Origin of the sequence: Nocardioides hankookensis (genome assembly GCF_042658885.1) — a bacterium.
Classification (GTDB): Bacteria; Actinomycetota; Actinomycetes; order Propionibacteriales; family Nocardioidaceae; genus Nocardioides; species Nocardioides hankookensis.
In genome coordinates, this window is record NZ_JBHSRJ010000009.1 from 613957 (window position 1) to 631542 (window position 17586).

At 72.0% G+C, this 17586-nt stretch carries 17 protein-coding genes; 6 read left to right on the plus strand and 11 right to left on the minus strand.

What is annotated here, in order from left to right; translation table 11 throughout:
* Positions 1 to 42: 42 nt before the first annotated feature.
* A complete protein-coding gene (locus ACFPYL_RS22570; protein WP_379159894.1) occupies positions 43 to 804 on the plus strand; it encodes a sulfite exporter TauE/SafE family protein in 762 nt (253 codons plus the stop codon).
* On the opposite strand, the gene ACFPYL_RS22575 is transcribed toward ACFPYL_RS22570, so the two are convergent.
* From ACFPYL_RS22575 to ACFPYL_RS22585, 3 genes are all read right to left on the minus strand, one after another.
* Entirely contained in the window at positions 801 to 1190 is a 390-nt protein-coding gene (locus tag ACFPYL_RS22575) for a VOC family protein (RefSeq protein ID WP_379159897.1), read from the minus strand. The genes ACFPYL_RS22570 and ACFPYL_RS22575 overlap by 4 nt on opposite strands.
* Positions 1187 to 6073, minus strand: a complete 4887-nt coding sequence (locus tag ACFPYL_RS22580) for an NAD-glutamate dehydrogenase (RefSeq protein ID WP_379159899.1) — start codon at positions 6071 to 6073, stop codon at positions 1187 to 1189. The genes ACFPYL_RS22575 and ACFPYL_RS22580 overlap by 4 nt, the downstream gene beginning before the upstream one ends.
* A 171-nt stretch (positions 6074 to 6244) precedes the next feature.
* On the minus strand, positions 6245 to 7078 hold the full coding sequence (locus ACFPYL_RS22585; protein ID WP_379159902.1) for a tryptophan 2,3-dioxygenase: 834 nt from the start codon (positions 7076 to 7078) through the stop codon (positions 6245 to 6247).
* A 44-nt stretch (positions 7079 to 7122) separates the two neighbouring features.
* Here ACFPYL_RS22585 and ACFPYL_RS22590 point away from each other — a divergent pair, with 44 nt between their 5' ends.
* Together ACFPYL_RS22590 and ACFPYL_RS22595 are read left to right on the plus strand one after the other, a co-directional pair.
* Entirely contained in the window at positions 7123 to 7602 is a 480-nt protein-coding gene (locus ACFPYL_RS22590; protein ID WP_379159905.1) for a DUF2505 domain-containing protein, read from the plus strand.
* Complete coding sequence (locus ACFPYL_RS22595) at positions 7602 to 8084, plus strand: DUF2505 domain-containing protein (RefSeq protein WP_379159907.1); 483 nt, start codon at positions 7602 to 7604, stop codon at positions 8082 to 8084. Before ACFPYL_RS22590 ends, ACFPYL_RS22595 begins: the two co-directional genes overlap by 1 nt.
* Here ACFPYL_RS22595 and ACFPYL_RS22600 read toward each other — a convergent pair.
* From ACFPYL_RS22600 to ACFPYL_RS22615, 4 genes are read right to left on the minus strand one after another with little or no spacing between them, the layout of a single operon-like run.
* Complete coding sequence (locus ACFPYL_RS22600) at positions 8069 to 8242, minus strand: hypothetical protein (RefSeq protein WP_379159909.1); 174 nt, start codon at positions 8240 to 8242, stop codon at positions 8069 to 8071. The genes ACFPYL_RS22595 and ACFPYL_RS22600 overlap by 16 nt on opposite strands.
* 8 nt (positions 8243 to 8250) lie before the next feature.
* Positions 8251 to 9879: an L-glutamate gamma-semialdehyde dehydrogenase gene (gene pruA / locus ACFPYL_RS22605; protein ID WP_379159911.1), complete on the minus strand. Its 1629-nt coding sequence runs from the start codon at positions 9877 to 9879 to the stop codon at positions 8251 to 8253.
* Between the two features lie 13 nt (positions 9880 to 9892).
* Positions 9893 to 10255, minus strand: coding sequence for a DUF6912 family protein (locus ACFPYL_RS22610; protein ID WP_379159913.1), 363 nt, complete (start codon positions 10253 to 10255; stop codon positions 9893 to 9895).
* On the minus strand, positions 10252 to 11697 hold the full coding sequence (locus ACFPYL_RS22615) for a WS/DGAT/MGAT family O-acyltransferase (protein WP_379159915.1): 1446 nt from the start codon (positions 11695 to 11697) through the stop codon (positions 10252 to 10254). The genes ACFPYL_RS22610 and ACFPYL_RS22615 overlap by 4 nt, the downstream gene beginning before the upstream one ends.
* A 79-nt stretch (positions 11698 to 11776) precedes the next feature.
* Here ACFPYL_RS22615 and ACFPYL_RS22620 point away from each other — a divergent pair, with 79 nt between their 5' ends.
* The gene (locus ACFPYL_RS22620; RefSeq protein ID WP_379159918.1) at positions 11777 to 12142 is read left to right on the plus strand and encodes a hypothetical protein; all 366 of its coding nucleotides are present in this window, start codon (positions 11777 to 11779) and stop codon (positions 12140 to 12142) included.
* A gap of 12 nt (positions 12143 to 12154) precedes the next feature.
* Complete coding sequence (locus ACFPYL_RS22625) at positions 12155 to 13483, plus strand: hypothetical protein (protein WP_379159921.1); 1329 nt, start codon at positions 12155 to 12157, stop codon at positions 13481 to 13483.
* Positions 13484 to 13650: 167 nt separating this feature from the next.
* On the opposite strand, the gene ACFPYL_RS22630 is transcribed toward ACFPYL_RS22625, so the two are convergent.
* The 3 genes from ACFPYL_RS22630 to ACFPYL_RS22640 all read right to left on the minus strand — a co-directional run bounded on the left by ACFPYL_RS22630 (position 13651) and on the right by ACFPYL_RS22640 (position 16430).
* Positions 13651 to 14394, minus strand: a complete 744-nt coding sequence (locus ACFPYL_RS22630) for a hypothetical protein (RefSeq protein ID WP_379159924.1) — start codon at positions 14392 to 14394, stop codon at positions 13651 to 13653.
* 99 nt (positions 14395 to 14493) lie between these two features.
* On the minus strand, positions 14494 to 15714 hold the full coding sequence (locus tag ACFPYL_RS22635; protein WP_379159927.1) for a nucleotide-binding protein: 1221 nt from the start codon (positions 15712 to 15714) through the stop codon (positions 14494 to 14496).
* Between the two features lie 2 nt (positions 15715 to 15716).
* Positions 15717 to 16430 carry a hypothetical protein gene (locus tag ACFPYL_RS22640; protein ID WP_379159930.1) on the minus strand — a complete coding sequence of 238 codons (714 nt, stop codon included), beginning with the start codon at positions 16428 to 16430 and terminating at the stop codon, positions 15717 to 15719.
* A gap of 99 nt (positions 16431 to 16529) precedes the next feature.
* Here ACFPYL_RS22640 and ACFPYL_RS22645 point away from each other — a divergent pair, with 99 nt between their 5' ends.
* Positions 16530 to 16769 carry a helix-turn-helix domain-containing protein gene (locus ACFPYL_RS22645; protein ID WP_379159933.1) on the plus strand — a complete coding sequence of 80 codons (240 nt, stop codon included), beginning with the start codon at positions 16530 to 16532 and terminating at the stop codon, positions 16767 to 16769.
* Here ACFPYL_RS22645 and ACFPYL_RS22650 read toward each other — a convergent pair.
* Positions 16766 to 17584: an acyl-CoA thioester hydrolase/BAAT C-terminal domain-containing protein gene (locus tag ACFPYL_RS22650; protein WP_379159936.1), complete on the minus strand. Its 819-nt coding sequence runs from the start codon at positions 17582 to 17584 to the stop codon at positions 16766 to 16768. The two genes, ACFPYL_RS22645 and ACFPYL_RS22650, sit on opposite strands and share 4 nt — an antisense overlap.
* Positions 17585 to 17586: the final 2 nt, after the last annotated feature.

Here is a 17586-nt window from a genome sequence, read left to right on the forward strand (position 1 = left end):
AGTGACCCCGCTCACACGAACGGCCTCGTCTAGGGTTACCCGGTGACCGGCCTGGAACACCTCGCGGTCCTCGGGGCGGGCCTGGGAGCGGGGATCATGACCTCCACGGTCGGGGTCGCGTCGCTGCTCAGCTTCCCGGTCCTGCTCGCCGTCGGGTTGCCGCCGGTCGTCGCCAACGCGTCCAACACCGTCGGCCTCACCCCGGGCGCGATCACCGGCTCGATCGGCTACCGCGCCGAGCTCCGGGAGCACCCCGTCGTGACCGCCACGATCATCGGCACCTGCGCGCTCGGCGCGGTCGGCGGCGCCGTGCTGCTGCTGGCGCTGCCACCCGGCGTCTTCGAGGCGGTGGTCCCGTGGCTGATCCTCGGCACCTGCCTGCTCGTCGGTGCCCAGCCCCGGATCAGCGCCTGGCTGCGGAAGACGGCGGCCGAGGCACCCGACGAGCGCACTCGGCTCTCCCCCGCCACGACGTTCTTCTCCACGCTCGTCGGGGTATACGGCGGCTACTTCGGCGCCGGGTCCGGCGTGATGATGATGGCCGTCCTCGGCTTCGGCTCCAACCTCGACTTCCGGATCATGAACGCCCTGAAGACGCTCGCGATCCTGGCGAGCAACCTGGTCGCCAGCGTCATCTTCATCGTCGTCGCCGAGCTCGACTGGACCGTCGTGCTCCTGCTGGCGGCCGGCTCGGTGGTCGGCGGGTACGTCGGTGCGCGGGTCGGCCGGCGCCTCGACCCGAGGCTGCTGCGGAGCCTGATCGTGGTGGTCGGGGTCAGCGCGGCGGTGTCGATGCTGCTCTAGGTTGCTCTGGCCACGCAGAACTCGTTGCCCTCGGGGTCGGCCATCACGGTCCAGGTGTAGCCGTACTCGTCGGTGTCGGCGACCCGGGTCGCGCCGAGCCCGACGAGGCGGGTCACCTCGGCCTCGACGTCGGGCGCCGCCACGTCGAGGTGCAGCCGATTCTTGGCGGTCTTGGGCTCCGGCACCCGCACGAACAGCCAGGTGGGCTGGTCGCCGGGCCGGAGCGGGGCCCAGCCCGCGGTGTCCCGGCGCCCCGCGAAGTCGATGGCCGCGAAGTCGCTCGACGCGCCGTCGTCGAGCGGCCGTCCGAGCGCCTCCGCCCAGAACGTGCCGACCACCAGCGCGTCGGCGCAGTCGACGGTGATCGAGGCGACGGTGACGCTCACGAGAGCAGCCCCCGCACGACCCGCAGGCCGACCGAGAGGCGGGCCAGGTCGGCGACCTCGTCCGTGCAGATCTCCTCGAGCGTCGCCGCGGCGCGGGGCACGACGACCGACTCGGCGTCCTCCCACGCGGCGATCCGCGCCGCCGCGGAGTCGTCGGCCGACGTACGCGCCAGCACCTGCCCGGTCAGCTGGGCGTGCACCGCGTGCAGGTCGTCGCGCAGGGCGGCCCGCGCCATCGTCTGCCACCGGTCCGCGCGCGGCAGCGCGAGGATGCGCTGCACCAGCCCGGGCAGGCCCAGCCGCTCGCCGAGCGCGAAGTGCACCCGCGCGACCACGCTGGGGTCGACGTCCTCACGGTTCGCGACCTCCATGACGCCGAGCAGCATGTACGCCGGCGGCAGCACCGCGATCCGCGACGCCAGCGCCTCGGGGACACCCGAGGCCTCCAGCGACTCCTTGCGCTCGACGTACGCCGTGAGCTCGCGCCCGCTCATCAGGTCGGGCAGCTCGGCCATGGTGCGCTGCACCGGCGCGGAGAACTGCTTGACGGTGGCCGCGCTGTCCAGCGGTGGCCGGCGGTTGTTGACCAGCCAGCGCGAGGCCCGCTCGACGAGGGTGCGCATCTCCAGGCGCATCCTGGTCTGGAGGGCGGCGTCGAGCCGGTTGTCGAAGGTCATCAGCTCGCGGCGCAGGTCCAGCGAGCCGAAGATCTCCCGGGCCACGAAGTTCGCGCGGGTCAGCTCGCCGGCGGTCGCGCCGGTCTCGCCGGCGAGGCGCGGCCAGTAGGTCATGCCCGCACCGTTGACCAGGTCGTTGACGACCTGGGTCACGATGATCTCGCGGCGCAGCGGGTGCCGCTCGACCTGGGGACCGAACCCCTCGCGGACCTGGGTCGGGAAGTAGGCGCGCAGGTCGAGGTCGAGGTACGGGTCGTCCGGCAGGTCGGAGTCGAGCAGCTCCTGCTCGAGCACGATCTTGGTCCAGGCGAGCAGCACGGACAGCTCGGGAGCGGTCAGGCCCTCGCCATTGTCCTCGCGGCGTCGGACCTCCTGCGCGGACGGCAGGCCCTCGAGCTCCCGGTCCAGGAACCCGTCGCGCTCGAGCCGGCCCATCCACTCCTCGTGGACGTGCAGCATCGACGGCGCGTGGTCGAGGGCGTTGGCGAGCGCGATGTTCTGCTCGTAGTTGTCGCGCAGCACCAGGTCGGCGACCTCGTCGGTCATCTCGGCGAGCAGCTGGTTGCGCTGCTTCTCCGTCAGGTCCCCGTCCCGCATCACGCGGTCGAGCAGGATCTTCAGGTTGACCTCGTGGTCGGAGGTGTCGACGCCGGCCGAGTTGTCGATGAAGTCGGTGTTCATCCGGCCGCCGACGCCCTCGCAGCCCTCGCGGGAGTACTCGATGCGTCCCTGCTGGGTGAGGCCGAGGTTGCCGCCCTCGCCGATGGACCGGGCGCGGACGTCGCGACCGTCGACGCGGATGCCGTCGTTGGCCTTGTCGCCGGCGTCGCCGTGCGACTCCGCCGAGCCCTTCACGTAGGTGCCGATGCCGCCGTTCCAGAGCAGGTCCACCGGCGCCTTGAGGATCGCGCTCATCAGCTCACCCGGCGTCATGGCGTCGACGCCGGCGGCGATGCCGAGCGCCGTACGGACCGCGTCGTTGATCGGGATCCGCTTGAGCGAGCGCGAGTACACGCCGCCGCCCTCGGAGATGACGTCCTTGTCGTAGTCCTGCCAGCTCGACCGCGGCAGCCCGAACATCCGCTTGCGCTCGGCGTACGACGCAGCAGCGTCGGGCGTCGGGTCGAGGAAGATGTCGCGGTGGTCGAAGGCCGCCACCAGCAGCGTCTTGTCGGAGCAGAGCAGGCCGTTGCCGAACACGTCACCGGACATGTCGCCGATGCCGACGCAGGTGAACTCCTCGGCCTGGCAGTCGATCCCGCGCTCGCGGAAGTGCCGCTGCACCGAGACCCACGCGCCGCGGGCGGTGATGCCCATCGCCTTGTGGTCGTAGCCGACCGAACCGCCGCTGGCGAACGCGTCGCCCAGCCAGAACCCGTAGTCCTTCGCGACGCCGTTGGCGATGTCGGAGAAGGTCGCGGTGCCCTTGTCGGCGGCGACCACCAGGTAGGAGTCGTCGCCGTCGTGGCGGACCACGTCGCGCGGTGGGACCGTCGCGCCGTCGACGAGGTTGTCGGTGATGTCGAGCAGGCCGGAGATGAAGGTCGTGTAGCAGGCGACGCCCTCGGCCAGCCACGCGTCCCGGTCGCCCGGGTCGGGGAGCTGCTTGCAGAAGAACGCGCCCTTCGCGCCGACCGGCACGATCACGGTGTTCTTCACCATCTGCGCCTTGACCAGGCCTAGCACCTCGGTGCGGAAGTCGTCGCGACGGTCGGACCAGCGCAGCCCACCACGGGCGACGGCGCCGAAGCGCAGGTGCGAGCCCTCGACGCGGGGCGAGTAGACGAAGATCTCGTACTTCGGCCGCGGCGCCGGGAGGTCCGGGATCGCGTCCGGCTCCAGCTTGAGCGAGATGTACGGCTTGGGCCCGCCCTCGGCGCTCCCCTGTTCCCGGACGGGCTGGAAGTAGTTGGTGCGCAACGTCGCCCGGACGTGGGTCAGGTAGGAGCGCAGGATCCGGTCGTGGTCGAGGCTCGCGACGTCGTCGAGCGCGCGAGCGATCCGCTCCTCGATCGCCTCCTCGGCCTCGGCCGAGCGGTCCCCCTTCGGATCGAAGCGGGCCTCGAAGAGCCGGACCAGCAGCCGGGTGATGTCGACGTTGTTGAGCAGCGCCTCCTCGATGTAGTCGAGGGCGAACGGCGAGCCGCCCTGCCGCATGTACTTCGCGTACGCACGCAGCAGCGTGGCCTGGCGCCAGGTCAGGCCGGCCGACAGCACGAGGGCGTTGAAGCCGTCGATCTCGTTGAAGCCGTCCCAGACGGCACGGATCGCGTCGTGGAAGAGCTCACGGGAGTTGGCGGGCAGCCCCGCGCCGTACCGCAGCCCGAACTCGTAGATCGTGGTCGGCCGGTCCAGGTCGTCGAGCTCGTAGGGCCGCTCGTCGACGACCTCCACGCCCATCGACGAGAGCATCGGCAGCACCTGCGAGAGCGAGAGCGGCGGACCGACCCGGTAGACCTTGAGCCGCGCCTCGCCGCGACCGGCGTCGAGGTCCTCGTAGAGCGACAGGTCGATGCCGCCGCGGTCGTCGGTGACCTGGAGGGCCTCGACCCGGCCGACGTCGGCGGCGGCGATGCGCGGGGAGAAGTCCTCCTTGTAGGCCTCCGGGAACGACGCGTGGAACCGTCGGGCCAGGCGGGCGCCGTCCTCCTCGCCGTACCCGGCGATCACGGCGGTGGTGAAGTCGTCGCGCCACGACCGCGAGGCCTCGGCCATCCGGCGCTCGAGGTCGGCGGTGTCGACCTCCTCCGGGATCGAGGCACCCTTGGGCGGGTGCACGACGAAGTGCACCCGTGCGGTCGTCGACTCGGTGAGGCGGACCGTGAACTCGACGGACTCGCCGCCGAGCCGCTCGCGCAGGATCTCGGAGAACCGCTCGCGGACCGTGGTGTTGTAGCGGTCGCGGGGCAGGTAGACGAGCACCGAGACGTAGCGTCCGTAGGTGTCGCGCCGGATGAAGATCCGCAGCTGGCGGCGCTCGCGCGCGTGCATCGCCTGCTCGGCCATCGGCGCGAGCTCGTCGACCGTGGTGTGGAAGAGCTCGTCGCGCGGATAGGTCTCGAGCGTGTCCATCAGGGCCTTGCCGTCGTGGCTCATCGGCTCGAAGCCGATGCGGTTGAGCACCGCGGCGGCGCGCTCGCGCAGCAGCGGGATGCGGGTCAGCGACTCGGTGTACGCCGCGCTCGAGTAGAGCCCGAGGAAGCGCCGCTCACCGACGACCTCGCCGTTCTCGAACTTCTTGACGCCGACGTAGTCGAGGTACGCCGGGCGGTGCACCGTCGAGCGCGAGTTGGCCTTGGTGAGCACGAGCAGCGTCTTCTCGCGGGCCTTGGCGGCGGCCGCAGCCGGCAGCCGGCCGGACGTCGTCCCCATGTCCTGGTCGGCGCGCAGGATGCCGAGCCCGGTCCCGGCGACGCCGCGGAGGTACTCGTCGTCGCCCTGCTTCTCGAGGCGGTACTCGCGGTAGCCGAGGAACGTGAAGTGCTCGTCGGCCAGCCACTGCAGCAGCGCGGCCGTCTGCCGGACCTCGTTCGGGTCGACCCCGGCGGGCGGCTCGGCGCCGAGCTCGCGGACGACCTCCGCGACCTGCTCGTGCATCTTGTCCCAGTCCTCGACCGCCTCGCGGACGTCGCGCAGCACCCGCTGGATCGACTCCTCCAGCGCGGCGACGTCCTCGTCCTCGGGGATCCGGTCGATCTCGACGTGCATCCACGACTCGCGGACGCCCTCGCCCTCGTCGACCTCGGCGTCGCCGATCGCGACGGGACGCACCTCCTGGAGCGTGCCGGTGATGTCGCGCACGACGTCGAAGAGCGGGTGGATCACCAGGTGCACGTCGTGCAGCTGACGCGACAGCTCCATCGTCAGCGAGTCGACGAGGAACGGCATGTCGTCGACGACGACCTCGACCACCGAGTGGCCGTCCGCCGACCAGCCCTGGTCGCTCGGCCCCGGCGTGAAGACGCGGACCCGCGCGGTGCCCTGCGGCCGGGTGCCGGCGAGCTTGTAGTGCGACGCGAACGCGCCGTACACGTCCACGTCGGAGCGCTCGGCGATGTCCTCGGTCGCGATCCGCCGGTAGTAGGCGAGCAGCAGCGCGTCGACGGACTCGTGCGGCGGGCCGCCGCTCCCCCTTCCGCTGCGAGCGACCTCGATGGCCTGGGAGAGAAGGGCAGACTTGTCCGCATCGTGCGTCGTCGTTGACACGCCTCCGACACTAGGACGCCGGTGCGTTCCCGGCCAACCTGGCCTCCTACCGGCGAGTCACCTGCGCACGTGCGGGAGGTGGTTTCGACGCTCGGCGCCAGCGCGCCTCGCACCTCAACCACCGACACGGTGGTCGAGGTGCGAGCGGAGCGAGCCTCGAAACCACCACCCTCACAGCTCGCTGCGCAGCTCCCAGAGCAACGGGTAGTACTGGACCGGCAGCCGGGAGCGGAGGTACGTCGCGCCGCTCGAGCCGCCGGTGCCGGACTTGGCGCCGATCATCCGCTCGACCATGACGACGTGGCGGGCGCGCCAGCTGGCGGCGAGCTCGTCGTGCTGCAGCAGCGCCTCCGCGAGCGCCCACACCACGGCGTACTGGTCGCGGTCGTGGGCGACGGTGCGCAGCGAGGCCGTGACCTCCCCGTCGGTGCCGGCGGGGAGGCCGACCGAGCCGAGCGCGACGAGGAACGCGTCCCACAGCGTCGGCTCGGCCAGCCGCGCTTCGAGGTGCTCGCGCTCGGCGGCGGTGATGCCCTTGAATCGCTCGAGGTAGGCCGGGTCCTTGGCGCCCGAGAGGAACTCCAGCTCGCGGAACTGCACCGACTGGAAGCCGCTGGCCGGCGCGAGCCGCTGCCGGAACTCCAGGAAGTCCTGCGGCGTCATCGTCTCCAGGACGTCGACCTGCTGGACCAGGACGCGCTCGATCACGTGCACCCGCGCCATCAGGTGCTGCGCCCACCACAGCCGGCCACCGCTCGTGCCAGCCAGCATCGCGTCACGCGCGGCCGTGACCTCGTGCAGGAGCTGCTTGAACCAGAGCTCGTAGACCTGGTGGATCGTGATGAACAGCAGCTCGTCGTGCGCCGGCGGGTCCGACTCGAGGTGCTGGGAGTCCAGCAGCTGCGGGAGCCGGAGGTAGCTGCCGTAGGTCAGCTGCGCACCCTGCTCGCCGAAGGACACGAAGCTCTCGTCGGTGCTCTCGCCGGTGCTGGTCTGGTCACTCATGGACCCGACGGTAGTCAGGTTTGCCCGTGGGCATGATGGCGGCCATGAAGTTCCGACACGAGCTCACGTACGACGCCTCCCCCGCCGAGGTCTTCGCGATGCTGGCCGACCCGGCCTTCCGCGAGGCCGGCTGCGCCGCCGCCGACGTCGTCTCCGCCGACGTCACGGTCGAGCGGGTCGGCGACGGCTTCACGCTGACCGTCGAGCGGGTGGACCGGACCGACGGGCTCCCGTCGTTCGCCCGGAAGTTCGCGGGCGACACGACGCGCTCGATCCAGCGCGAGGAGTGGGCCGACGCCACGAGCGGCACCCTGGTCATCGAAGCACCGGGCAAGCCCTCGGAGGTGCAGGGCACCATCACCCTGGAGCCCGACGGCGCGGCCACTCGCGAGATCATCGAGCTGGACCTCAAGATCAAGGTGCCGCTGATCGGCGGCAAGCTGGAGAAGCTGCTGGCCGAGCAGGTCACCGCCGGCATCGAGGCCGAGCAGCAGGCCGGCATCGCCTACCTCAAGGAGCACTGATGGCCACGCGCCTCACGCACACGATGACCTACGACGCAGCGCTCGCCGACGTGGGCGCGATGCTCGACGACCCGGCGTACCGCGCCGAGGTGATCGAGGCGCAGGGCGGACTGCGCGGGACGTTCGAGATGGAGACCTCGGGCGACGTGACCACCGCCGTCGTCGACCAGGTGCAGCCTGCCTCCGACCTGCCGTCCTTCGCGAAGAAGCTCGTCGGCTCGGAGATCAACATCGTGCAGCGCGAGGAGTGGACCTCGGAGTCCTACGCCGACCTGCACGTCACGATCCCCGGCAAGCCCGGTCAGATGGTCGGCTCGATCAGCCTCGACGAGTCCGACGGCACGACGACCGAGACCGTCGAGGTCGAGATCACCGTCAACATCCCGCTCGTCGGCGGCAAGGTCGAGAAGCTGATCGCCGACATGCTCCGCAAGGCCCTCACGGCCGAGGAGCAGGTCGCCCGCGACTACCTGTCGCGCTGAGCCTCCGCCGAGGCCTCCTCGGCAGCATCCTGCCGGCGCCGGTGCACGATGACCGCCCCGAGCACCAGGAACGGGCCGAACGCGAGGATCAGCGTCAGCACCTGCTCGAACGGGTGCAGGGCACCCATGTGCAGCGCCGTCAGGTGGGGAACGGTCATCGGGAGCCTCAGCCCAGGTAGGGGTAGCGGTAGTCGGTCGGCGGGACGAACGTCTCCTTGATCGACCGCGGGCTGGTCCACCTGAGCAGGTTGACCGCGGCGCCCGCCTTGTCGTTCGTGCCGGAGGCCCGGCCACCGCCGAACGGCTGCTGGCCGACGACCGCACCGGTGGGCTTGTCGTTGACGTAGAAGTTGCCGGCCGCGAAGCGCAGCTCGGCCTGCGCCCACGCGATCGCCCGGCGGTCCTGGGCGATGATCGACCCGGTCAGCGCGTACGGCGCGATCGACTCCATCCCGCGGACGACCTTCTCGAAGTCGGCGTCCTCGTAGACGTGGACGGCGAGGATCGGGCCGAAGTACTCGGTCGTGAACATCTGGTCGGTCGGGTCGGTGGACTCGACGACGGTCGGGTGCACGAAGTAGCCGACCGAGTCGTCGGCCTTGCCACCGACGATGACATCGAGCTTCTTCTGCCGCTTGGCCCGCGTGATCGCGGCCTTGTGCTTGGCGAAGGCCCGGTCGTCGATGACCGCGCCCATGAAGTTGGTGAAGTCCGTCGGGTCGCCGATGGTGATCGTCTCGATCTCGGAGAGGAACGAGTCCTTCATCTTCTTCCACACCGAGCGCGCGACGTACGCCCGCGAGGCGGCCGAGCACTTCTGGCCCTGGAACTCGAACGCGCCGCGGATCATCGCGGTGCGCACCACGTCGGGGTCGGCCGACGGGTGCGCGACGATGAAGTCCTTGCCGCCGGTCTCGCCGACGATGCGCGGGTAGGAGCGGTAGTTCTCGATGTTGTTGCCGACCTCGCGCCACAGGTGCTGGAAGGTCGGGGTCGAGCCGGTGAAGTGGATGCCGGCCAGGTCGGGGCTGGCGAGCGCGACCTTGGAGACCTCGAGGCCGTCGCCCGGGAGCATGTTGATGACGCCGGGCGGCATGCCGGCCTCCTCGAGCAGCTCCATCGTCAGCGACGCGGCGAGCTGCTGGGTCGGCGACGGCTTCCAGATGACCGTGTTGCCCATCAGCGCCGGGGCGGTGGGCAGGTTGCCGGCGATCGCGGTGAAGTTGAACGGCGTGATCGCGTAGACGAAGCCCTCGAGCGGACGGTGGTCCGTGCGGTTCCACACGCCGGGGCTGTTGGCGATCGGCTGGTCGGCGAGGATCTCGCGGCCGTAGGTGACGTTGTAGCGCCAGAAGTCGATGAGCTCGCAGGCCGAGTCGATCTCCGCCTGGTACGGCGTCTTCGACTGGCCGAGCACGGTGGCCGCGTTGATGCGCTGGCGCCAGGGGCCGGCGAGCAGGTCGGCCGCCTTCAGCAGGATCGCCGCCCGATCGTCGTAGGACAGCGCGCGCCACTCGGGGGCGGCGTCGGCCGCGGCCTTGAGGGCGGCACGGGTGTCGGCCTGCGTGGAGTTCTTCATGGTGCCCAGCACGTGCTGGTGGTCGTGGGGCTGGACGACCTTGATCTCGGCGCCGCCGCCGGCCTTGCGCCGGCCGCCGATGTGCGCCTTGAGGTCCTTCTGCTTCTTCTCGAGCCGCTCGATCTCGACCCGGAGCTCCTCACGCTCGGGCGAGCCCGGGGCGTAGGTCAGGTTCGGCTCGTTGATCGGGGCAGGAGGAGTGGTGACGGCGTCCATGCCTGCGATGCTCTCACTCCGGCTCGTGGGAGCCCAAAAGTGCCGGGATCTCCTGCACGCCGTACCAGCCGAGGTCCTCGTCGGGGTCGGCGTCGGCGGGGCGGTCCTCGGTGTCGGCGTGCACGGCGACGAGACGCTTGAGCGGCACCGTCCAGCCGGTCTCCGGCTCCTTGTCGAGCTCGGCGACGACCACGACGCGGCGTCCGGGCCCGGTCAGCATCGCGGCGGAGGCGTCGGCGGCGGTCATCAGCGCGGCGTACTCGCCCTCCTCGCTGTCGTCGGGGGCGACCACCGCGTCGTCGGTGACCGTCAGCTCGCCGGAGGCGTGCAGGTCGGCGAGCAGTGCGAGGCTCAGCGGCAGGTAGACCCGGGTCATGGCTGCTCCGGTTTCTTCTTGCGACGGCCCCGCGGTGCCCGGGTGCGGCTCGGGGAGGCGGTGTCGACCAGCTCGTCGAGCGCCTCGCGCAGGCACTGCGCGAGCAGGTCGGCGTCGGGCAGCATGTCGCGGTCGGCGTTGAACCCGTAGAACACGGACCCGTCGTACGACGTCACGCCGATCGCCAGCGGCCGGCCCTCGAAGAGCGGCGGCACCGGGTAGGTCGCGACCATCCGGGCGCCGGCGGCGTAGAGCGGCGCCTGGGGTCCGGGCACGTTGGTGACGCAGAGCTGGTAGCCCTTGCGGCGCTCGGCCCCGGCCACCCGGGCCCCGAGCGCGTGGAAGGTCGCCGGCGCGAAGCCGGACAGGCCGGCGAGGCGGGTCGCCGGGATGCCGCGGCCGGCCTCCTTGTGGGCGAGGAAGGAGTACGAGACCTGGTGCAGGCGCACGAGCGGGCTGGCCTCGCCGACCGGCAGGTCGACGAAGTGGGCCGCGATCTGGCTGCCCAGCGCGGTGGCCTCGAGGTCGTCGTCGATGACGGAGACCGGCACCAGCGCGCGGATCTTGCGGATCCCGCGCATCGACTCGCCCCGGGTCATCAGCCAGGCCCGGAGTCCACCGGTCACCGCGGCGAGCACGACGTCGTTGATGCTGGCGCCGTGGGCCTCGCGCACCTTGCGGTGGTCGGCGAGGTCGGTGCGCACGGTGACGACGCGCCGCTGCTGCGAGAGGGGCCCGATGATCGGCGACTCCGCGCGCGGCGTCCGGTTGGTCAGCGCGTCGACGACCCGACCGGTGGTCCGGGCGCCGGCCGCGGCACCCCGCAGCACCGAGCCGGTCGTCGTCCGCACGGTGTCGACGACGGTGCCGGCGTCGGTCGCGGAGTCCTTGACGGCACCGGCCATCAGCGAGAACGGCGACGGCGCCCGCCTGGCCCGCCACTCGTCCGCGCCGAGCTCCTTGGGCTCCGCGCTGGTGTCGAGCAGCACCTGGCCGATGTCGACGGTGTCGATGCCGTCGACCAGCACGTGGTGCGACTTGGTGAGGAGGGCGAACCGACCGTCGGCGAGCCCCTCGACGACGTAGATCTCCCACAGCGGCCGGCTGCGGTCCAGCGGGCGGGAGACGATCCGGGAGACCAGCTCGCGCAGCTGCTCGAGGCTGCCCGGGCGCGGCAGGGCGGAGCGGCGTACGTGGAAGCCGATGTCGAACTGCTCGTCGTCGACCCAGACCGGGTTGGCGAGCCGCCCCGGCACGAACTGGACGCGCTGGCGGTAGCGCGGCACGAACGAGATGCGGTCCTGCACGAGCTCGACCAGGCGCGCGTAGTCGAAGCCGGCCGGCCCCGGCTCGAAGATCTCGACCGTCGCGTTGTGCATCGGCGTGGTCGTGGACTCCTCGGCCAGGAGTGCGACGTCGCGCGGGCGGAGTCGTTCGGTCATCCGCTGCCCTTTCGTCGCGTGGCCTACCGGCGGCAGGGTCACCGTACCCAGGCTTGGGGCGCCGTGGGAGTCTGACTCCATGCGCCGACTGCTCATCGCCGCCACCGTGCTGGCCACTCTCACCCTCGCCACCGGTTGTGGCGACGAGGACACGCCGTCCGACTCCGGCTCGTCCTCCGAGCCCAAGGTCATCAAGGTGACCTTCGACGGAGACTCCGTCACCCCCAACGGCGACCGCGTCGAGGTCGCGACCGGCCAGGACGTCCAGCTGGACATCGACGCCGACGTCGCCGGCGAGATCCACGTGCACTCCTCCCCCGAGCAGGAGCTCGAGTACCCGGCCGGCGAGTCCACGCAGACGATCAAGGGCATGGACCAGCCCGGCACGGTCGACGTCGAGTCGCACCACCTGGACAAGGTCATCGTCCAGCTCGAAGTGCAGTGACGGCTGCCTGAGGTGTCATTCGACGGCATCACGCTCGCCCACGGCGTCGGCGGGCCCAAGGACCTGCCCATCTCGCCCGAGCTGGCGATCGCGGGCGCGACCGCCGCCCTGGTCGTCTCGTTCACGGTCCTCGCGATCGCCTGGCGCAACCCGCGCTACGACGCGGCCACCAGCGGCCGCCCCGCGCCGGCCTGGCTGGTCGCGATCGTCGACTCCACGTGGTGGCGGGTGCTGTGGCGCACGCTGGGCTTCGCGCTCTTCCTCTACGTCGGTGTCGCGGCCGTCTTCGGCAAGGACCTCGTCATCAACCCCGTCTTCGGGGTGTTCTACGTGTGGTGGTGGGTGGGCCTGGTCCCGCTCTCCCTCTTCTTCGGCCCGGTGTGGAAGGCGATCAGCCCGGTCCGCACGATCAACCTCGCGTTCGCGAAGGTGTCGGGCAGCGACCCCGAGCGGGGCGTCTTCACCTACCCCGAGCGGCTCGGGCACTGGCCCGCCGCGCTCGGCCTCTTCGCCTTCGTGTGGCTCGAGCTGGTCTACCCGTACTCGACCGAGCTCGGCCCGGTGCGCCTGTGGGTCGCGGCGTACGTCGCGGTGATGCTGGTCGGCGGCGCCCTCTTCGGCAACGTCTTCTACGAGCGGGCCGACCCGTTCGAGGTCTACTCGACCCTGGTGTCGCGGATGTCGGCCTGGGGTCGTCGCGACGGCGTGCTGCTGATCCGCAGCCCGCTCGCCAACCTGGACTCGACGCCCGTCCGACCCGGTCTGGTCGGTGTGGTCGCCGTGCTCTTCGGCAGCACGGCGTTCGACTCGTTCAAGGACTCCACGCACTGGGTGCAGTTCGTGCAGGGCAGCACCACCTCGGCGTACCTTCTCAACAACCTGGCGCTGCTGACCTTCTGCGTCGGCGTCGGCGCGATCTTCGCGGCCGGCACGATGCTCACCGGGCTCGGTGACGACCTCCAGCGTCGCCAGCTGCCGGACCTGTTTGCGCACTCCGTGGTGCCGATCGTGGTGGGCTACGTGATCGCCCACTACCTGAGCTACCTCGTCGAGGTCGGCCAGCTGACGCTGATCCAGATGAGCAACCCGCTCAGCAACGGCACCAACCTGCTCGGCACCGCCAACCTGGACGTCAGCTACTGGCTCAGCTACCACCCGACCCTGCTGGCCAACATCAAGGTGCTCGCCGTCGTCGCCGGCCACGTGCTCGGTGTGATCGCGGCGCACGACCGGGCCATCCGGATCCTTCCGCGCCGCCACCAGCTCACCGGTCAGCTGCCGCTGCTAGTCGCGATGATCGCCTTCACCGTGGGCGGGCTCTACCTGCTCTTCGCCGCCTAGGGTGCGTCTCTCAAGTCGACGCCGTCGCGAGCGGGGTTTCGCGCCGTATCTGGCAAGGCGGAGGTGCGAAGGCGGGACGGAGTCCCGTCGAGTCGCCGACAACGCGGCCAGATCGGATGCGAAACCTCGCGCAGCAGGCGCTCCGACTTGAGAGACGTGCCCTAGCCCTACGCGTGCGTCGGGCCGGCGGAGATGCCGGCCAGCCACGGCTCGCTGGCCGCGGCGACGAGGTCGTCGTCGACCACGTCGGAGAGGATCGTGGCGGCGGCACGCAGCCGGGTGGCCCGGAAGACCGGACTGCGCCGCACGGTCGCGCTGGACACCGCGGTCACCCGGGTCACCATCCGCAGCGCGGACTGGCGGCCGGTGACGGCGGCGGTGGCGAGGAACGTGTCGGCGATGCCGTCCCAGTAGACCTCCGGACGCCCGACCCACGCCTGGGTCACGGCCTGCACCCGCCGGGCGCTCCCGGTGAAGTCGGCGATGCCGTGCAGCACGTCGAGCACCTCGTCGTACGACGGGCCGAAGCCGAGCTCCTCCTCGGGTCCGACGAGCTGGCGCAGCGGGCGCATCGTCTCGGACGCGACGGCCGGCTGGATCCAGCGCTCGAGGTGCAGCACGGTGGCGACGTCGCAGAGCGCGTCGATGCCGTTGCGGTGCATCCGGTCGAGCCCGGGCAGCAGGTCCAGGTAGAAGCGGACCAGCTGGGCGCGCACCCGCACCTGGCTCACGAGCAGGTCGGGCGGCGCTCCGGCCGGCAGCACCGTGGGACTGACCGGACCGCGCATCGAGCCGAGCATCTCCAGCTCGACGCGGGACATCCGCGGCAGCAGGGCGGGAACCACCGAGCCGAGCAAGGGCGACAGGGCAGGCGTACGCCGCCCGCTCGGGTACAGCAGGCGCGCCTCCATGTCGGCGGCCGCCGGCTCCAGGTCATCGAGTTCCCACAGGGGAAGGTTCGGCCGTTCCGGGCGGCGCCTGAGACATCCGGACCACCGGTTTTGTGTGGATCAGGTCTCGGCCGGCACCGGCAGCAGACCGTCGACGAGCCGGCTCACCGCCCGACCGAGGTCGGAGTCACCGCACTCGACCAGGGTCCGCCCGCTGACGAGCGCGCGGTCGACGGCCTGCTGGTCGTCGGGCAGGAAGTGCAGCGCGCTCGGCCGCGCGAAGCCGGAGACCATCGCGACGATCTCGCGCTCGCTCCAACCCAGTGAGGGCCGCATCCGGTTGACCACGACCTGCACCGTGCGACCGCTGCGACGCTCGCCCAGCTCGACCAGGGCGCGCGCGAGGCGGGACAGCCCGACCGGGTCGGCACCGCCGACGACGAGCACCTCGTCGGCGGCGTCGAGCGCCTCCACCGTCATCTGGTTGCGGCCGGGCCGGCCGCTGAGGTCGGGAACGAGCTCCTCCTCGACGCTGAAGCCGGTGTCGACGACGACCTCCGCCCCGGCGGCGGCGAGCGAGACCAGCTGGTCGACCGTGCCCGGCCGGACCTCCACCCAGCGGTCGGACCGCGGCAGGCCGGTCACCACGCTGAGGTGCTGGTCGATCCCCCGCTGCACCGACCCCATTCGCGCCTCGAGCTGTCCCCCGGCCTCCAGGCGTACGGCGGCGAGCAGGCCCGAGACCTCGTCGAGGATGCCGAGCTGCTGGGCGAGGGCTCCGCCGTACGGGTCCGCGTCGACGAGCACCACCCGCCGGCGGCGACGGGCGATCTCCGCGGCGACCGCGGCGGCGACCGTGCTGCGTCCGGCGCCGGCCGGTCCCCACACGGCGACGACCCGGCCGGCCATCGCCGGCGCCGGGCGTCCGGGCGGTCCGACCGGGGCCGGGTCGACCGGCCGGCGGACCATCGTCGGGGGTCGGTCGTCGGCGCAGATCGCGTCGGCGAGCGTGTCGAGGTGGTCGTCGGTGACGACGACCGGGATGCCGATCCGTCCGGCCCGCAGCCGGCCGCCGTCGAGGGTCGCACCGCCGGCGGCGATCGCGACGGGACGCACGGCGTGGGTGCGCAGGTGGTCGACCGCCGCGCGGTCGAGGCCTGGGGCGTCCAGCCCGACCACGGCGACGTCGGCCTGTCCGGCGGTGGCCGCCGCGAGCAGGTCGTCGACGTCGACACAGCGCTTCAGCACCACGATCCGGGGGTGGTCGCCGAGCAGCCGGAGCGCCTCGGGCTCCCACGCCGCCCCGGACGCGACGATCAGGACGACGACCCGGTCGGCCATCGTCAGCCCCGGCGTACGACGGTCAGCAGCGGGCTCTCGAGCGAGGCGACCGCCGCGAAGTAGGCCGCGGCGTCGGCCTGCGGGACCGCCAGCACCAGCTGACGTCGCCCGGCCGCCCCGCCGAACCCACCGTCCGCGCTGGGCGCGTCGACCACCGTCGCCTCGCGCAGCACCGGTGTGCCCGGCTCACCGGCTGCGGTCGCACCGCGCGCGGGCTCGCCCACCAGGTAGACGTCCACGACGGAGCCGGCGTGCACCGCCGGCGGCACCTGCTCGGACTCCACGGCGACCGGCAGCTCGACGGTGTCGACCGGCTGGTCGGCCGCACCGACCGCGCCGCGAGGCAGCAGCTCCCCGGCGCCGACGGCCCGCACGAGCCGCAGGTCGGACGGCAGCGCGTCGTCGGTGCGGTAGTAGCCCGCCAGGTCGTCCGGCTCGGAGAACCGCACCCGGTGCACGACCAGGTCGTCCTCGGTCAGCGCCGCTCCCGGGCCGGCGTCGGAGGCGACCGCCCAGACCGCGACGGTGTCGTCGGCCGCCGCCAGCAGCCGGGACCCGCCGACCACCGAGACGGCCAGGATCAGCAGGCCCACCCACAGGCGGGGGTCGCGCCAGCCGGGCCTGGTGGCCCGCGCCGCCGAGGGCACCGTCGTCACCGCCCGGGACCCGGTCGAGCGACCGGTGTCCGGGTCGTCGTGCCTGACCCCGAGACTCACCCCGACATGATCACCCCCGCCGCCGAGACACAAACCCGGTCATCCACAGGCGCGCGAGGCACCGAGCCGTGGACCGGTCCGGGATGCGACGATGGGCCCATGTCCGCGACGCCCCGCTTCCTCACGCTCGCCGACGTCGCCGAGGTGCTGAACACCTCGAGCGCGCAGGTCTACGCGCTCGTGCGACGCGGCGACCTCCCCGCCATCAAGATCGGCGGCCGCGGCCAGTGGCGCGTCGAGTCGGCGCAGCTGGAGGAGTTCATCCAGCGGATGTACTCCGAGACCCGCACCTTCGTCGACGAGCACCCGTTCGTGGACGCCGAGCAGCCGGAGGCCTAGGCGGGGTCCGGCAGCAGCCGCTCGATCGCGGCCCACGCGGCTGCCCCGAGCCGGCGGTCGGAGGCCTCGTCCCCGCCGCGCCGGATCCGCATCCCAGCAGTGACGACCGACTCGCCGGGCAGCACCGCGCGGTGCCCCGCCTCCGGGTCGGTCACCAGGACGGTGTCGAGGCCGTGCGCCCTACGCCGGTCCCGGACCGCCTCCGCCATCTCGACCGCCGGCCACACCTGGTCGTCGCCGCCGGCCACGAGCACCAGCTCCGCGATCCGCTCGACCGGGATCGTCGCCGCCGGCACCCGTTCGGCGTACCGACGCCGGCTCGCCCGGTAGAGGTCGGCGAAGGCGGGCTCCTCGGACTCCGGCTCCCAGGCATCGTCGAACGGCACGAACGGGAGCGGTACGCCGTCCAGCGTCCAGTGCGACGTCACGCTGCCGTCCGACCGCACGCCCGCCCAGACCAGGTCGGTCGGCGCGAACGCGACGACCGCGGACACCTGCTCGCTGAGCGCGCCGGTCAGCATCGCCGCCTCGGCTCCGAAGGAGGTGCCCAGCACCAGGACCCGGTCGCAGTCCTGGGCCAGCGCGGACACCCGGTCGAGGAAGAGCTCCAGGGCGATGTCCCACGGGCCGTCGTGCTGACCGGCGCCGCCGAACCAGCGGATCGACTCCGCGATGACGCCGTGCCCGGCCAGCAGCTCCGCGCGGGCGGCATCGACCCGACCGCTCGAGCCCGCGAGCACCAGCGCGCCCACGCCGGTCGGCGCGTCGGGCACCCAGCGCCCGCCCTCGAGGCCGGGCAGGTCGACGTGGCGCATCG

What these genes read in the sequence shown, in the direction of transcription:
- ACFPYL_RS22585 (WP_379159902.1), bottom strand. Translation starts at nt 7,078, where the DNA reads ATGAGTGACCAGACCAGCACCGGCGAGAGCACCGACGAGAGCTTCGTG.
- ACFPYL_RS22590 (WP_379159905.1), top strand. Translation starts at nt 7,123, where the DNA reads ATGAAGTTCCGACACGAGCTCACGTACGACGCCTCCCCCGCCGAGGTC.
- ACFPYL_RS22595 (WP_379159907.1), top strand. Translation starts at nt 7,602, where the DNA reads ATGGCCACGCGCCTCACGCACACGATGACCTACGACGCAGCGCTCGCC.
- ACFPYL_RS22600 (WP_379159909.1), bottom strand. Translation starts at nt 8,242, where the DNA reads ATGACCGTTCCCCACCTGACGGCGCTGCACATGGGTGCCCTGCACCCG.
- pruA (WP_379159911.1), bottom strand. Translation starts at nt 9,879, where the DNA reads ATGGACGCCGTCACCACTCCTCCTGCCCCGATCAACGAGCCGAACCTG.
- ACFPYL_RS22610 (WP_379159913.1), bottom strand. Translation starts at nt 10,255, where the DNA reads ATGACCCGGGTCTACCTGCCGCTGAGCCTCGCACTGCTCGCCGACCTG.
- ACFPYL_RS22615 (WP_379159915.1), bottom strand. Translation starts at nt 11,697, where the DNA reads ATGACCGAACGACTCCGCCCGCGCGACGTCGCACTCCTGGCCGAGGAG.
- ACFPYL_RS22620 (WP_379159918.1), top strand. Translation starts at nt 11,777, where the DNA reads ATGCGCCGACTGCTCATCGCCGCCACCGTGCTGGCCACTCTCACCCTC.
- ACFPYL_RS22630 (WP_379159924.1), bottom strand. Translation starts at nt 14,394, where the DNA reads ATGGAGGCGCGCCTGCTGTACCCGAGCGGGCGGCGTACGCCTGCCCTG.
- ACFPYL_RS22635 (WP_379159927.1), bottom strand. Translation starts at nt 15,714, where the DNA reads ATGGCCGACCGGGTCGTCGTCCTGATCGTCGCGTCCGGGGCGGCGTGG.
- ACFPYL_RS22645 (WP_379159933.1), top strand. Translation starts at nt 16,530, where the DNA reads ATGTCCGCGACGCCCCGCTTCCTCACGCTCGCCGACGTCGCCGAGGTG.
- ACFPYL_RS22650 (WP_379159936.1), bottom strand. Translation starts at nt 17,584, where the DNA reads ATGCGCCACGTCGACCTGCCCGGCCTCGAGGGCGGGCGCTGGGTGCCC.